Source organism: Streptomyces viridifaciens, assembly GCF_001888885.2.
Classification (GTDB): Bacteria; Actinomycetota; Actinomycetes; order Streptomycetales; family Streptomycetaceae; genus Kitasatospora; species Kitasatospora aureofaciens.
Window position 1 is genome coordinate 1,468,204 of sequence record NZ_CP090841.1, and the last position, 15,196, is coordinate 1,483,399.

Sequence of the window (15,196 nt, forward strand, 5' to 3'; positions counted from 1 at the left end):
CTGCGCGGGACCACGTTGCAGGCTGGCGATCATGACCGCCTTCTACCACGTCTGCTTCACCGTCCCCGACCTCTCGGTCGCCATGGCCGACCTCACCACTGCGGCGGGGGTGGAATGGCGCGAGCCGGTGGCCGGGCGGATCGGCGAGTGGGACTACCGGATCGTGTTCACCGCCGGGGACGCTCCGTACATCGAGCTGATCGAGGCGCCGGCGGGCGGGCCCTGGGGTGACGCCTCTGGGGCCCGCTTCCATCACCTGGGTTTCTGGTCCTCGGACGTCACGGCGGGCGCGGCTCGGCTCGACGCGGCCGGGTTCCCGGAGGCGTTCTCGGGCTGCCCGTACGGTCGCCCCTTCGTCTACCACCGGCTGGACAGCATCGGCGCGCAGGTCGAACTCGTGGACCTGGCGCGACAGTCGGACTTCCTGGCCGCCTGGAACCCGGACGGCGCAGCGATGCCCGCGATCAGCGAGGAGTGATCTCCTTGCGGCGCTTCCACACCGCCGCCGAGACGCGGGCCAGCAGGCGGGCCGCCGGGTCACCCCGGTCCGCGCCGGAGGCGAGCGGGCCGGTGTAGCAGACCGCGATCAGGTACGGCGGGCAGTCGTAGGGGTGGACCAGGCCGACGCAGTGGCGGGCGCCGGGGATCCAGCCGTTCTTGAACGCGATCCGGGTGCCCGGCGGAAGACCTGCGGCGAGGTCCACCCGGAAGTCGTTTCGCTCCAGTAGCCCCAGCAGCTCCGGCTCGTCGGCCAGCGAGTGCAGGAGGCGCACGAGATCGCGGGCGCTGACCCGGTTGTGAATGCCCGCAGCGCGCGCCGCGTAGTCCTCGATCCCACGCGGGCTCGCGCTGTGGGTGGCTCCCGCCTGGCGCCACACCTCGGCGACGGCCCGCTGGTCGGTGCGGCCCAGGCAGAGGTTGGTGGCGAGGTTCGAGGAGTGGGTGATCATCCGCTCGGCGAGCAGGCGGAGTGGGACATGGGTACCGAGGAGCTCCCAGGGCAGCGGATCGCTGTCCCAGTCGGGATCGTTGCCGAAGTCGCCGCCCACGACGGACTCGAACCGGTTCACCACCGGCACCTCGGCATCGAGGTTCGCCCCGCTGCGGGTGAGCGCGGCGAGCACCGCGATCTTCATCGTGCTCGCGGCGTCGTGCAGTTCATCCGGCGCACGCATGAAGACCGGCTCCGCCTCGCCCGCCCAGGGGGCAACTACAACAGAGAGCATGGCGGAAGGGTAGGGCATTTCGGGCTGAAAGTACGCCAACGGCCCGCCGCCGGGGAGACGGTGGGCCGTTGAGGGAGATCCGATCAGACCTCGGCGGTGGCGGCGAACTTCACGAACGCCTCCCACGCGGCCAGCTCGAAGGCCAGCTGCGGACCACTCTTGTCCTTGGAGTCACGCACGTGGACGACACCGGGGGTTTCGGCGACCTCGACGCACTGGGCGCCCTCATTGGTGCTGTAACTGCTCTTGAACCATGCCAGCTCAGACATGGCGGCCGGGCGGAGTGAGAAGCGTGAAGGGTCCGCCCATCCCCGCGTTCTGCTCCTTGGCGAGGGGCATGATCTGCAGCTCCAAGCCTCGAATCTCCGCAACCTGGAGCAGGTGACGCAACTGCTCCTGATGCGTATCCCATCCGCCGAGGGGGCGCCGAAGCACGCTCTCGTCCACGACCCAACTGATCGATGACATAGGCCACTTGGCCAGAATCTCCTGACGCCCCAATCTGGCGGCAACCCACTTGTCGATCTGCTCAGTGGAGAGCCACGGCCTGCGCATCTCATACAGAGCCCGGGCGTGCGACGCGGTCTGAAGCAGCCCAGGAATGGCGAACATGCTGTACTCGTGGACCTCCAAGGCCTTGGCCTCCTCGGACGTGAAGGCCTTGGAGAATGCCGGGTGCCGCTCACTCATCCGGACCTTGGCCTTCATCACGTCATCCGCGATGAGCCTCAGCAGACCCCCCGCGTTCAGCAGGTCATCGGCCATCTCCAGGAACCGCGATCGAGGACTGACAGCGGCCCGTGAAAACGAGAGGAGTGGGAAGTCGGACAGGCCGACTTCCCACTCCTCCTGCACTCCCAGGTGAACGGCTCACGGAAGCTCGGCGGGCCCCGCTACCCGGTGTCGCCCTTCCGCTCAGCCCCGGCCGGTGAGGGCCAGGGGCTGGTAGTCCTGGGACTTGGGCGTGCTGCCGGCGCCCAGGGCGGTGAGGCGGTTGTCCGGGGCGACGACGGCCAGGTAGGAGACGTCCTCGTAGCCGGTCACCGAGAGGTCCAGGTTCTGCCAGCGGCCGTGGGTGTAGCGGAAGCCGATCGGGCGATCCTGAGCACCGCTCGGGTCCCAGCCGACGGTGGCCATGCCACCGGGGACGGCGGTGACCGACCACAGCTTGCCGGCGACGCCTTCGGGGGCCTGGACGGTCGTCCAGGTGCGGCCGTCGAAGTGGGCGACCAGCGGATGGCCGCGGTCCTTGTCGGCGAGGATGGTACGACCGACGACCCAGACGTCCTTCGGCCCGCTCGCGGCGACGCTCTGGTACTCGCCGGCCAGGCCGGTGAAGGCGGGAGCGGCGACGCGGCTCCAGGCCTGGCCGTCGTAGTGCAGGAGCACCGGTTTGTCGTCGGGGGCGGCGGTGTTGCCCACCGCCCAGACGTCGTCGCGGGCGATCTCGGTGACGGAGTTGAGCCACCAGTCGCCGTCGATCCCGTCGGCGCTCATGCGGTGCCAGGCGGAGCCGTCCCAGTGCTCGATCAGCCCGGCGGTGCGGGTGTTGATGATCGTGCCGCCGTTGGGGCCGGGGGTGCGGCCGGTGACGATGCTCGCGGCACCGACGGCCCAGGCGCTGTCGGGGCGCGGCGCCGAGGACCCGAGAAAGTTGAGGTCGTAGAGCTCACCGGGCGGCGGCTCGATCGGGGTGGACGCCCAGTGGGCGCCGTCCCAGTGCTCGGCGAGGATCCGACCGGTGGTGGGCTCGCGGTCGCCGAACACCCAGGCATCGTGCGTCGAGCTGCCGGCGATCGTGTTGGAGCGCATCTTGAAGTCCGGTGCAGGGAGAGGCAGTTCCGTCCACTGCTTACCCCGGCGGTCGTCGTGGCTCACGACCACGGGCGTGAAGCGCACGTGCGGTCCGGTGACGGTGACCTGGTAGCCCGTGGCCCACGTGGTGTGGCTGTCCAGCTGCACTCCGGAACTCAACACCGCTCCTGACACGGGGAGTTTGCCGGGAGTGAATCCGCCGGCGACGGCCGCCTCGGACGCATCCGGTGCGTTCGAGGCGTCCGGACCGTCCGCGGCCAGGGCGGGCGGGGCCGCCAGCGCCGTCACCGCGGCAACCGCCAATGCCACTGCCGCCCGGCGCAGTATTCGCTTCATCGTTCGGTCCCCTCGCATCTCGTCGGAGTCGGCGGGCCGTCAATCGGCCTGCCCCCAGGAGGAGATGAGGAAGACCGGGCGTTGTGTTACGCGAGGTACTCCCGCCCGGCCGGTGGAGGACCCCGGCCGGTCACCGCTCCCGCTCAGCGTTCCGGGCGTCCGTTCGCTGGCGCCAGCGGTCCATTACCTGCTGGAGGGCCTCGCTCATGAGGAGGAGGAACTCCGCGGAGGCGCCGAAGCGGGCACCGGCCGGGGTGGTGGCGCCGAGGATCTCCGCCCCGCGCTGCGATGCGGTGATCAGGGCGCCGTTCATCCGCATCGCGGCGAGGGCGGAGCGGAGCCAGATGTCGTCGTCGATGACGTAGCGCTCGCGGCGCTCGCCGGGTGCCCGCTCGCGCCGGACGATTCCCTGCTGCTCCAGGACGTTGACGGCCTGTGATACCGACGCCGGGCTGACCCGGAGGCGCTGGACCAGGTCGGCGGCGGTGAGGGTGCCGGAGTCGGTGACGCACAGGCACGTCAGCGCCCTGGCCGCCATCCTGGGCAGCCCCTGCTGTTCGACGAGGACCGTGAAGAACTCCGTGAACTCCTGGACCTGCTGGGGGTCGCGCCCATCGCCGCCGGCGGGAACGGTCGACGTCGGAGGCCGGTCCTGCCTCCGACGGCGCGCGCGTTGCCGCGTGGCTTCCTGCGCCCGGCTCGCCCGGTACTCCTCCGGCCCGCCGTTGCGGGTGACCTCCCGCATGACGGTCGAGGCGGGCCGCCCCAGGCGTCGGCCGATCTCGGTGTAGCCGAGCCCTGCGGCCAGTCCCTCGGCGATGAGCCGGCGGTCCTCGCCGGTGAGTCTGCCCCCGGGCATCGGCACTCGCCCCTCCCTGTCGGTCTTCGCAGTATGCGTTCACTCGCACCTCATTGCAACATGAGTTCCGATCGTCCATTGCGTTCAGCGCCATACTCATTGCAATAAAAGGCCAAGTTGCCTTAATTGAACGGCCATAGAGACCCTCACCCGGCATTGACGGATTCATAAACGCAATGTAGCTTCTCAAGCGTTCAGCGATTGCCGAACACTCAGTCAGGGGGAGATCCATGATGGGAAAGACCAACGGCGGTTTCTCGGAGGCAGGGCTGCGCAGGATGCGCGACGTGCTGACGCGACACGTCGACTCCGGGCGGATCCCCGGGGTCGTCGCCCTGGTCAGCCGGGGCGACGAGACGTACGTCGAGGCACTGGGCACGATGGGCCACGACGGCGGCGCCCCGATGCGCCGGGACACGATCTTCCGGATGGCCTCGACGTCCAAGCCGGTCTCGGTGGCGGCCGCGATGGTCCTGCTGGACGAGTGCCGGCTGCGGCTGGACGACCTGGTGGAGCAGTGGCTACCGGAGCTCGCCGACCGGCGGGTACTGAAGCGGATCGACGGACCGCTGGACGACACCGTCCCGGCCAAGCGGCCGATCACCGTGCGGGACGTCCTGACCAGCACCTTCGGTCTCGGCATGGATCTGACCTCGCTGGGCACCCCGATCATGAACTCGGTCTTCGAGCAGGGGCTCACCCCCGACCTGCCGACGCCGATGCCCGAGCCGGACGAGTGGATCCGCCGCCTCGGCACGCTTCCGCTGATGCACCAGCCCGGAGAGCAGTGGCAGTACCACATCGCCAGCGACCTCCTCGGCGTGCTCGTCGCCCGGGTCACGGGCCAGCCCTTCGAATCCTTCCTCCACGAACGAATCTTCGACCCGCTGGGCATGGAGGACACCGGCTTCCACGTTCCCGCCGGCAAGATCGACCGGCTGCCGCCCCTCTACGCCCCCGACCCGCGGACCGGGGCGTTCACCGTGTGGGACGAACCCGCCGACGGACGCTGGAGCAAGCCCCCGGCGTTCCCCGGCGGCGGTGGCGGGCTGGTGTCCACCGTCGACGACTACCACGCCTACTTCCGGATGCTGCTCGACCACGGCGTGCACGAGGGCGAGCGGATCCTGTCCCGCCCCGCCGTCCGGCTGATGACCACCAACCGCATGACGCCCGAACAGACCGCCGTCCGCCGCGCCCTGGCCGCCGACAACGTCCATATCTCGTACGGCCAGGGGCAGCACGGCGGTTGGGGCTTCGGCATGGCGGTGCGCACCTACCGCGGCGACTACGCGCCGGTCGGCCAGTTCGGCTGGGACGGCGGCAGCGGCACCTCGACGTACGCCGACCCGGAGAACGGGCTCGTCGGCATCGTGCTCACCCAGGTCGGGATGTCCGTGCCGCACTCGGCGCGGCTGATCCACGACTTCTGGACCACGGTCTACCAGGCGATCGAGGACTGACACCGGCCCGCACAACGCAAGAGGAGCGGGAAGTCGGACCGGCCGACTTCCCACTCCTCTCTCAGCTGTGATCGATCAGGTGCTGCTCGGACGCGGGGCCGGGAGGGTGGCCGAGCCGGTGAGGAGGGGCCACTCGCGGTGGAAGGGCGGGAACGGGAGCTTGCCCTCGATGATCGGGGTGCCGAAGACCTTCAGGTGGGCGGTCAGTGCGCCGCTCAGGTCGACACCGCCGACCAGCGACCAGCTCCCCTGCAGCTGCGGCGTCTTGCCGGGCACGTCGACGGCGAGGGAGCCGTCCGCCTTGGCGGCCAGGTAGGGGGCGACGGTGGTCTCGACGCCGACGGTGTCGTAGAGGCCGAGGCTGACCTCGGCTCCGAGGGCGGCGCGGACGGAGGCCTTGCCGTCGAGGCGGACGTGCACCGGGGAGACCTTGGTGTCGGCGCTGGTGGTCGAGGTCCAGCCCTTGCCGCCGGTGTAGTCGGCGCGCACCGCCCAGGTGCCGGTGGCGTCCTGCTGGGCCTCCAGGTGGACCTGGCCGTCGGCGCCGACCTCCAGGTAGCAGGTGAGGCCGAGGTTGACGACCACCGGCAGACCGGCGACGGTCAGCACCGGGCTGGCCTGCAGCTTGGCGAAGGGCACCCGGATCGGCGCCGCGCCGGTGTTGCGGGCGACGTCACCGGTGACCTTCCAGTTCGCGTGGGCGCCGAGGTCGAAGCCGACGGAGGCGGTGCGCGGGGCCGCGGCGCCTGCGCCGTGGTAGGCGAAGTGGACGGCCGGGTGGAGCTGGAGGGAGCCGGAGGCGTCCAGGCTGGCGCCGCCGGGCAGCGGCACGGGGGCCTTCACGTCGACCTCCAGGGTGCCGGAGGCGTCGGCCTTCACACCGCCCAGGTCGGCGCCGACGGTCGCCTTGACGTCCTTGACCAGCGGGGTCACCTGGATGCCGTGCACGTCGATCGGCACCTGGCCGTCCGCCTCGGTGCCGCCGAGGAGTTCGGACAGGGTGGCCGGACGGGTGGTGAGGTTGAGGGTGTTGCCCGCGCCGGGGTTGACGCCGGTGACGGCGACCAGCGCGCCCTGCGGCGCGGCGGGGGTGGGCGGGCTGGCGATCAGCTGGCCGGGCTGGACGGCCGCGGCCGGGGCGTTGACGGACGCCGAGGCCGACGCCGAGACCGACGGGGTCGCCGAAGCTGACGGGGCCGACGGGGTCGCCGATGCTGACGGGGCCGCCGGGGTCGCCGGGGCTGACGCCGAGACCGACGGGGTCGCGGTCGGCGAAGCCGTCGCACCGCCGCCGGTGAGCACCGCGGTGCCCTTCCCCGGGTCGTACGAGGTGAGTTGGAGGGCCTTGTTCTCGGCCGTGACCGCGCCACCGTCCTTGCCCGGGGCGCCGATGACGGCCTGCTTGTCCCCGGCCGGCGCGGCCGTGACATTGGTGCCGGTCGGCGTCGGACGGCCGGAGGCCGGGGTGCCGGCCCGGGCGTGCGGGGCGCCGGAGGCGCTCGCGGCGTCCGCCGGGCTGCCCCCGGCGGTGGTCGCGGCCGTGTCGGCGGTGCTGGTGGCGGCGGCGGGTTCGCCGGCGGCCCGGGAGGTGCTGCCGGGGCTGGTGGGCCCGCACGCGGCCGTCCCGGCGAGGATGAGGGTGAGCAGGGCTGCGGGCGCGGCCCGGCCTATCGAGGGCTTGAACACGCAGCGTCATGTTACTGACGAGGAATAAGTTTGTCTAAGGCAGGCCGAGGCGGGGCCGGAACGAGCGGGAACCGCAGGTCAGACCAGCCGCGCGACCGGCAGCCGGTCCGTCGGCAGGATGCCCGCGCCGGGGGCCCCGGCCAGTTCGGCGAGGTAGCGGGAGCGCTCCATCGACACCGCACCGAGGCTGCGCACGTACGGCCCGTCCCACTGGGCGTCGAGCAGCCGCCCGCCCGCGGCGCCGAACCGCGCGCCGAGGTCGGCGACGGCGACCCGGGCGGCGTCCGGCCGCCGGTGGAACATGGAGTCCAGGCTCAGCACCGGCCAGACGGCCACCCCGAACACTCCGCCGACCAGTTCCTCGCCCTCCCACACCTCCACGCTGTGCGCCGCGCCGCGCGCGTTCAGCTCCATCAGCGCCGCTCGTAACTCCTCGGTGAGCCAAGCCGGTTGGCGCCCTTCGGCGCAGGCCGTGAGCACCGCCCCGAAGGCGGCGTCGGCGGTCGTGAACCACTCGGCCGCGCCCGCCGCCCCTGCTGCATCCGCTACCTCCGCTGCGCCCGCTGCCCTCGACCGGCCCCGCAGCCGCCGGGCGAGCCTGCGGGGCAGCCGAACCGAGCCGGGGCGCAGCACCGGCCGCGGGTCGGGGGACCACCATGCGAGCGCGTACGGGTCCTCCGCGCCCGGCAGCAGGACCACTTCCCCGGCCTCGACCGCCTCGCCGTACACCGCCTCGTTGTAGGCGCTCGCGTACTCGTCCGCCGCGGGCAGCGGGAACAGCCCGTACCGGTACGCTGTCAGCAGCTGCTCCGGTCCGAGCACCCCGCCGAAGGCCACCGGTCCTTCACCGTCGGCCGGCTGGAGGTCCAGTGCGCCGAAACCGGTCACGGTCACAGGAACCCCTCGTCAGCCAGCCGCGCCAGGTAGTGGTCCAGCAACGCACCGTCCACCTCCGGCAGTTCGATCCCGCTGCCCTGAAGCGCCGCCTCCGCGTTGAGCCGGTCGAAGCGCGGGAACACCGGCTGGAAGTACAGCTCGCTGATGGACAGGTCCGCTCCCGGCGCCCGGTCGACGAACAGCGGGACGAAGGGTGTGATCGGGTGCGTCGGGTGCCCGGCGGCGAACCGCACCAGCCGCTGCACCCATTCCCGGTACGGGAGTTCGGCGATCCGGCGGCCGCGCGCCCGGAGCCGGTCGGCCAGGTCAGGGAGCCCGGCCGGGTTCGGCGAGGTGAGGTGGTAGACCTCGCCGTCGGCGGGCGCGTGCGCGGCGATGTGCGCGACCGCGCGGGTGAACCGGTCGGCCGGGACGAAGTCCAGCGGCAGCTGCACGTCCGGACAGGTGCCGCTGTCGGCGAAGTACTTGATCAGCGCACAGAGTTCGGTGCCGGTGTTCATCACCCCGGTCACGAGGTCCCCGGTGACGTCGTTGGTGCGCAGCACGGTGACCGGCAGTCCGCCCGCCGCCGCGTTGTGCAGCAACTGCTCGGCGACCCACTTGCTCTCGACGTAGCCGACGCCGAGCCGCTCGGGGTGGGCCAGCGGCGTGCGCTCGGTGACCTCGCGGACGCCGGCCGCGCCGAACCCGGCGAGCACGGCGAGGGTGGAGAGGTAGTGCACCGGTAAGCCCCGGCTGTACCCCGCGAGCCGGACCACCTCCCGGGTGCCGCCGACGTTGGGTGCGCGCAACTGGTGGTACGGGTAGAGGAAGTTGACCTGCCCGCCGAGGTGGTACACGGCGTCCAGGTGCTCGGCCAGCCACTCGAACTGATGCCCAGTCAGCCCAAGTCGCTCGGCGGCGAGGTCCCCGACCAGGGGCACCACCCGGGCGTCCGCCAGGTCCCGCCGCAGGAAGCGCTGTCGGCTCGCGCGCAGCCGTTCCAGCGCGTGTTCCTGGTCGGGCGCCCGGACCAGGCAGTGGATCCGTGCCCGGGTGGTGGCGAGCAGGACGTCCAGCAGGTGCGCGCCGCAGAAGCCGGTGGCGCCGGTGAGCAGGATCTCGGCGGGCTCGGCCCGGGACGGTGCCGGGCTCCAGGACTGGCCCACAGTGTGGGTGAGTTGGGCCTCGGCATGCCAGTCGACGGCGGCCTCGCCCTGGGCGACCCCGGTGCGGGCGGCCTGCAGCGCGGTGGTGAAGTCGCGCAGCACGGGCGAGCGCAGCAGCGCCCGGGTGAGGGTGCGGACGTGGCCGATGTCCAGGCCGAACATCATCCGGGCCCGGGCGAGCATCTCCATGGCGAGCAGTGAGGTGCCAGCGAGGGCGAAGAAGTCGTCGTCGGGGCCGACGTGTTCGGCGCCGAGGAGCTCCGCCCAGAGGTGGCCGACGGCCGCCTCCACGGCGCTGGGTCCGACGGCATCGGGCTCGACGGCGCCGGGTCCTAGGGCGCCGGATCCGAGTGCGCTGACGGCAGGGGACGTTCGCACCGGGGTCTGCTGCACCGGGGCCGTCCGCACCGGGGCGCGCGGCAGGGACCGTCGGTCGATCTTCCCGGCCGCGGTGAGCGGCATGGCCTCCAGCGGTACGAACTCCGCCGGGACGAGGTACTCCGGCAGCCGTTCCGCCAGGAAGGCGCGCAGCAGCTCGGGCCGCACGACGGCGTCGTCCCCGAGCGTGTAGTAGGCGGTGAGCACCCGGCTGCCGTCCGGCGCGCTGCCGTCGGCCGCGACCCGGGCCTGCCGCACCGCCGGGTGGTCGGCCAGCACCGCCTCGACCTCCGCCGGGTCGACCCGGTGCCCGCGCACCTTCACCTGGTCGTCGAAGCGCCCGAGGATCTCCAGCTGTCCGTCCGCCCGCCAGCGCCCGGCGTCGCCGGTGCGGTACATCCGCTCGCCGGGCAGCGGTGCGTACGGGTCGGGCAGGAACGATTCGGCGGTGAGCCCGGGCTGCCGCCAGTAGCCGCGGGCCAGGCCCGGCCCGCCGAGGTGGATCTCGCCCCGCTCGCCGGGCCGCACCGGCCGCAGCCGCTCGTTCAGCACGTGCACCCGCACCCCCGGCAGCGGTCGGCCGATCGGCACCGGCGCGGTGGGGGCGTCCAGCAGCTCCGGGGTGACCTCGCAGCGGAGGGAGGTGACGGCCGCCTCGGTCACCCCGTACGCGTTGAGCAGCCGCACCCCCGGCAGCCGCTCCCGGCAGGCCCGGCAGTCGTCGGCGTGCAGCACGTCCCCGCCGACCACCACCATCCGCAGCCCCGCCGCGGCGGGCCCGCCGCGCGGCAGCAGGTCGAGCACGTGGTGCCAGTACGCGGGCGTGAAGTCGGCGACCGTCAGACCGAGCCGGGGCAGTCGCCGGACCAGTTCGGTGGGCGCCCAGGTGTCCCGGCCGCCGAGCACGACGGTCGCACCCGCGAGCAGTGCGGAGAACACCTGCTCCAGCGCGGTGTCCGCGCCGAGCGCGGCCAGCTGGAGCACCCGCTCGCCGGGGGCGAGGCCGTAGGCACGGACGACCCGGTCGAGGGTGAACACCAGTGAACGGTGAGTGACCGGCACGCCCTTGGGGCGGCCGGTGGTGCCGGAGGTGTAGATCAGGTACGCGAGATCGTCGGGCGCGAAACCGTCCTCGGGTGCGGAGCCGTCCTCCGACGCGGAGCCGCCCTCCGACGCGGATCCGTACTCCGACAGGCGCGCCGAAACCCCTTCCGACGGCGCCACCACCTCCACCCCGTCGAACCCGGCGCCGTCCGTGACCGCCACCCGCGCCCCGCAGTCCGCCACCAGCCCCGCGAGCCGCCGCGGCGGATGCTCCGGGTCGAGCGGCAGGAAGGCCGCGCCCGCCTTCAGCACCGCCAGCCAGGCCACCACCAGCTCCACCCCGCGCCGCAGGCACACCGGCACCACCTGCTCCGGCCCCACCCCCCGGCCCCGCAGCGCCGCGGCCAGCCGGTCGCTGCGCCCGTCCAACTCGCGGTAGCTCAGCGTGGCACCCTCCCCCTCCACCGCGACCGCCGCCGGATCGTGCGCGGCCCGGGCCCGGAACAGTCCGTGCACCGTCTCCGCGAAACCGGCGCGGGCACCGCGGACCGGCTCCTGCCGCCAGTTCCGTTCCACCCAGGCCCGGCACTGGGCCCGCCCGGTCGGCCCGTACACCTGCCGCCAGCCGGCCGGCAGGGGCAAGTCCCCCGGCCAGATCGCGTGCTGACCGTCGTCGTTCCGTACCACGGCGTGACGCCCGGGGTTCACATCCGTGCGTACGCCCCTTGCGCTGTGGGCTGCGTCGTCCACCGGCTTGACCTCTTGCTGAAGCGGCAGAATGCTGGGAGGTGCGACATTTCCGACTATACGCACTCACGGCACCCCGACAACGTCCGTCGCACAGCCCGCCGGACGTCGCCGGGTCGTGGGTGGATCGGCCCCGACAGACCCGTCCTCGCCCGAACTCCCCCGCCCCCGCGGCGGGGTGGCGCCGCGGAGGAGGGAGCCTCTTTGACTTTCCGGCGACAACGCCTGATGGTGTGTTACCTGTGCTGGATGGTGCTGTTCACCGGCATCTACTTCGCCGATCCCGGGCTGCGGATCATCTGGTGGACGGGCATGGGCCTCGGTGGCGTCGCCGCCGTCGTGGCCGGCGTCCGGCTCAACCGCCCCCGGCACCCGCTGTTCTGGTACCTGCTGGCGCTGGCCAACCTCAGCTTCACCACCGGCGAGGCCGTGCAGGCCCTCCAACTCGACATCCTGCACCTGAACAACCCGTTCCCGTCCGTCGCCGACGGCTTCTACCTCGCCGAGTTCGTGCTGTACGCCGTCGGCCTGCTCGGCTTCATCCGATGGCGAACGGCCCGTCAGGACTGCGCCGGACTGCTCGACGCCCTGATCATCACACTCGGCCTGGCCCTGCTCGTCTGGATCTACCTGATCCTCCCGTACGCCCTGAACCCGGACCTCACCTGGTTCCAGAAGGCCTTCTCGATCGCCTACCCGCTCAGCGACGTGATCGTGCTCGCCCTGCTGCTACGGCTGTTGACCCCACGCGGCGGCAACTCCCGCTCCCTGCAGCTGCTCACCGTCGGTGCCCTCGGCCTGCTCACCGCCGACGTCCTCTACGGGCTGATCCAGCTGCACGGCACCTGGCGCATCGGCACCGGCGTCGAACTCGGCTGGGCCGCCTTCTACACCGCCTGGGGCGCGGCCGCGCTGCACCCCTCGATGGTCGAGCTGACCAGGCCCGTCCCCACCCAGCAGCCCGACCTCTCAGCCACCCGGCTCGCCCTGTTGACCATGGCCTCGCTGATCGCGCCCGCCATCCTGATCATCGAGTCGCTGGCCGGGAACACCCACAACGCGGGCGTGATCGGCGCCTTCTCCGCCCTCCTCTACCTGCTGGTGCTCGCCCGGCTGGCGGTCGTGGTGGTCGCCCGCCGCCAGGCGGTGGCCCGCGAGCGGACGCTGCGCGAGGCGGGCGCCCGGCTGACCGCGGCCGTCACGGTGGCGGAGGTCGCGGACGCCGTGCAGTCCGCCGTCTCGACCCTGATGCCCGCCGAGCGCGGGCACGTCGCGCTGCTCGGGGTCACCGAGTACGGGGTGCTGCACGTCCGGCGGGCCGGGAACGGCAAGGGCGGCGAGGACCCCGGTTCAGGAGGAGGCCCCGGCCCGGACGGCGACTCAGGCCCGGACGGCGGCACCGGCCCGGACGGCGGCACCGGCCCGCCCCGGGAGGACGAGGTGCTCACCCGCCTCGCCGCCCACCGCGAGACCCGACTGCTGCCCGTCGGCTCCGTCGACCTGCCCGCCCACCTCGGCGGCATGCCCGCCGCCCTGGTCTGCCCCCTCGTGCTGGCCGAACGCCCCTCCGGCAACCCGCTGATCGGCGCGCTCGTGGTCACCGGCACCGAACAGGAGCTGACCAGCCTCTGGGGCTCGCTGGAGATACTCGCCGCCCAGGCGGCCCTGGCCGTCGAACGCCTGGTGCTGAGCCAGGAGGTCGCCCGGCGCAACAGCGAGCTGTACTTCCGCACCCTGGTGCAGAACGCCAGCGACGTCATCCTGATCCTCGACGCCGACGACGGCATCCGCTACGCCTCCTCCTCCGCCGAACGCGTGCTCGGCCGCGCCGACCTGGACGGCACCCGGTTCACCGACCTCGTCCCGCCCGAGGACAGCCGGGAGGTCGGCAAGGCGCTGGCCCGGATGCGCGGCCCCGCCGACCCGCCCCGGGGCGACCAACCGCGCGAGCACTGGCGGCTGCTGCGCCAGGACCGCACCCCGATCGAGGCCGAGGTCCGCTACACCGACCTGCACGACGACCCGACGGTCGGCGGCCTGGTGCTCACCCTGCGCGACGTGACCGAGCAGCGCCAGATGGAGCGTGAGCTGACCCACCGGGCCTTCCACGACTCGCTGACCGGTCTCGCCAACCGGGTGCTGTTCCAGGACCGGGTCGGCCACGCACTCGCCCGCGGCGAGCGCAGCGGGGCCGTCACCGGGGTGCTGTTCATCGACCTGGACGACTTCAAGGTGGTCAACGACACCCAGGGCCACGCGGTGGGCGACGAACTGCTGGTCGCCGTCTCACTGCGGATCTCCACCGCGCTGCGCAGCTCGGACACCGCCGCCCGGCTCGGCGGCGACGAGTTCGCCGTCCTGGTCGAGGACGCGCTGTGCCCGACCGACGTGGACACCATCGCGGGCGTGGTGCTCGCGGTGTTCGCAGAACCGTTCAAGCTCAGCGCCGGCGCCGTCCGGGTCAACGCCAGCATCGGCGTGGCGACCACCGAGGACAGCGTGGACGCCGCCGAACTGCTCACCCACGCCGACCTCGCCCTCTACTCCGCGAAGGCGGCCGGCCGCCGACAGTGGTGCCACTACCGGCCGGCCCTGCAGGCGGGGCTGGTGGAACGCCACGAGCTGAACGAGAACCTGGACTCCGCCATCGCGGAATCGGCCTTCCAGCTGTACTACCAGCCGATCGTCGACCTGCACACGGGCGACCTGGTGGCCTTCGAGGCCCTGGTCCGCTGGCCGCACGACCGGCGCGGCATGGTGCTGCCCGACGAGTTCATCGCCCTCGCCGAGGAGAGCGGCCAGATCGTGCCGCTCGGCGCCTGGGTCCTGGAACGCGCCGCCGAGGAGGCCGCCGCCTGGCACGCCGCCAGCTCCGCAGCCCGCGCCGCTGCCGGGCGGCCCCCGTTGCGGGTCAACGTCAACGTCTCCGCCCGCCAGTTCCGCGACGCCGGCTTCGTCGACGTGGTCCGCCACGCCCTGGACTCCTCCGGCATCGACCCAAGCACCCTCGTCCTGGAACTCACCGAATCCGTCCTGATGCGCCGCGACGACCGGCTGCGCGCCGACATGGCCACCCTCGGCGACCTCGGCATCGGCCTCGCCATCGACGACTTCGGCACCGGCTACTCCTCGCTGTCCTACCTGCGCGAGTTCCCGATCTCCCTGCTGAAGATCGACAAGTCCTTCATCGACGGACTCGGCCTCTCCCCCCAGCAGCACGCCCTGGTCGAGGGCATCACCCGGATCGCCGACACCCTCGGCGTCCAGGTCATCGCCGAGGGCATCGAACACCCCGACCAGCGCGACCTGCTCGCCGCCATGGGCTGCCCCCTCGGCCAGGGCTACCTCTTCGCCCGCCCGATGGACGGCCCCCGCGCCCAGGCCCTGGTCCGCCGGGCAACGTACGAACCCGCCTGACAGCGTTCCCCGGGGACGGCCATCAAGAAGGCTCCGGCCCACGCGAACACCAACGCACGCCGGGCCACATCCACGTCCACGACTTCGTCAACAAGACGGTCGGTCACAGTCCGAACGAAGCGCGAAAGACGCGCATCAAAGTGGTTGCGCGCCATGGCAGGGTAATCACTGCCCATCCGT

11 protein-coding genes are annotated in these 15,196 nt (G+C 72.5%); 3 read left to right on the forward strand and 8 right to left on the reverse strand.

All coding sequences use genetic code 11. The features are described from left to right. Positions 1-31: 31 nt before the first annotated feature. Complete coding sequence (locus BOQ63_RS14080) at positions 32-478, forward strand: VOC family protein (RefSeq protein WP_030280098.1); 447 nt, start codon at positions 32-34, stop codon at positions 476-478. Here BOQ63_RS14080 and BOQ63_RS14085 read toward each other — a convergent pair. The 5 genes from BOQ63_RS14085 to BOQ63_RS14105 all read right to left on the reverse strand — a co-directional run bounded on the left by BOQ63_RS14085 (position 465) and on the right by BOQ63_RS14105 (position 4,236). Further along, entirely contained in the window at positions 465-1,226 is a 762-nt protein-coding gene (locus tag BOQ63_RS14085; RefSeq protein WP_030280097.1) for a serine hydrolase, read from the reverse strand. The genes BOQ63_RS14080 and BOQ63_RS14085 overlap by 14 nt on opposite strands. An 83-nt stretch (positions 1,227-1,309) precedes the next feature. Beyond that, entirely contained in the window at positions 1,310-1,495 is a 186-nt protein-coding gene (locus BOQ63_RS14090) for a DUF397 domain-containing protein (protein ID WP_030280096.1), read from the reverse strand. Then, positions 1,488-1,991: a DUF5753 domain-containing protein gene (locus BOQ63_RS14095; RefSeq protein ID WP_143174717.1), complete on the reverse strand. Its 504-nt coding sequence runs from the start codon at positions 1,989-1,991 to the stop codon at positions 1,488-1,490. The genes BOQ63_RS14090 and BOQ63_RS14095 overlap by 8 nt, the downstream gene beginning before the upstream one ends. Before the next feature lie 150 nt (positions 1,992-2,141). Then, positions 2,142-3,377, reverse strand: coding sequence for a hypothetical protein (locus BOQ63_RS14100; protein WP_143174718.1), 1,236 nt, complete (start codon positions 3,375-3,377; stop codon positions 2,142-2,144). A gap of 130 nt (positions 3,378-3,507) precedes the next feature. Beyond that, a complete protein-coding gene (locus BOQ63_RS14105) occupies positions 3,508-4,236 on the reverse strand; it encodes a GbsR/MarR family transcriptional regulator (protein ID WP_072656253.1) in 729 nt (242 codons plus the stop codon). Between the two features lie 233 nt (positions 4,237-4,469). Between BOQ63_RS14105 and BOQ63_RS14110 the strand changes: the two genes are divergently transcribed. After that, the gene (locus BOQ63_RS14110; RefSeq protein ID WP_030280089.1) at positions 4,470-5,699 is read left to right on the forward strand and encodes a serine hydrolase domain-containing protein; all 1,230 of its coding nucleotides are present in this window, start codon (positions 4,470-4,472) and stop codon (positions 5,697-5,699) included. 75 nt (positions 5,700-5,774) lie between these two features. On the opposite strand, the gene BOQ63_RS14115 is transcribed toward BOQ63_RS14110, so the two are convergent. The 3 genes from BOQ63_RS14115 to BOQ63_RS14125 all read right to left on the reverse strand — a co-directional run bounded on the left by BOQ63_RS14115 (position 5,775) and on the right by BOQ63_RS14125 (position 11,665). Beyond that, entirely contained in the window at positions 5,775-7,385 is a 1,611-nt protein-coding gene (locus BOQ63_RS14115) for a hypothetical protein (RefSeq protein WP_191093560.1), read from the reverse strand. A 78-nt stretch (positions 7,386-7,463) separates the two neighbouring features. Next, positions 7,464-8,279 (reverse strand): leucyl/phenylalanyl-tRNA--protein transferase, encoded by an 816-nt coding sequence (locus tag BOQ63_RS14120; RefSeq protein ID WP_050366478.1) that lies wholly within the window; start codon positions 8,277-8,279, stop codon positions 7,464-7,466. Further along, positions 8,276-11,665 (reverse strand): amino acid adenylation domain-containing protein, encoded by a 3,390-nt coding sequence (locus BOQ63_RS14125; RefSeq protein WP_079183600.1) that lies wholly within the window; start codon positions 11,663-11,665, stop codon positions 8,276-8,278. Before BOQ63_RS14125 ends, BOQ63_RS14120 begins: the two co-directional genes overlap by 4 nt. A gap of 183 nt (positions 11,666-11,848) precedes the next feature. Here BOQ63_RS14125 and BOQ63_RS14130 point away from each other — a divergent pair, with 183 nt between their 5' ends. Next, complete coding sequence (locus tag BOQ63_RS14130; protein ID WP_150475892.1) at positions 11,849-15,016, forward strand: putative bifunctional diguanylate cyclase/phosphodiesterase; 3,168 nt, start codon at positions 11,849-11,851, stop codon at positions 15,014-15,016. The last annotated feature ends 180 nt before the right edge of the window (positions 15,017-15,196 follow it).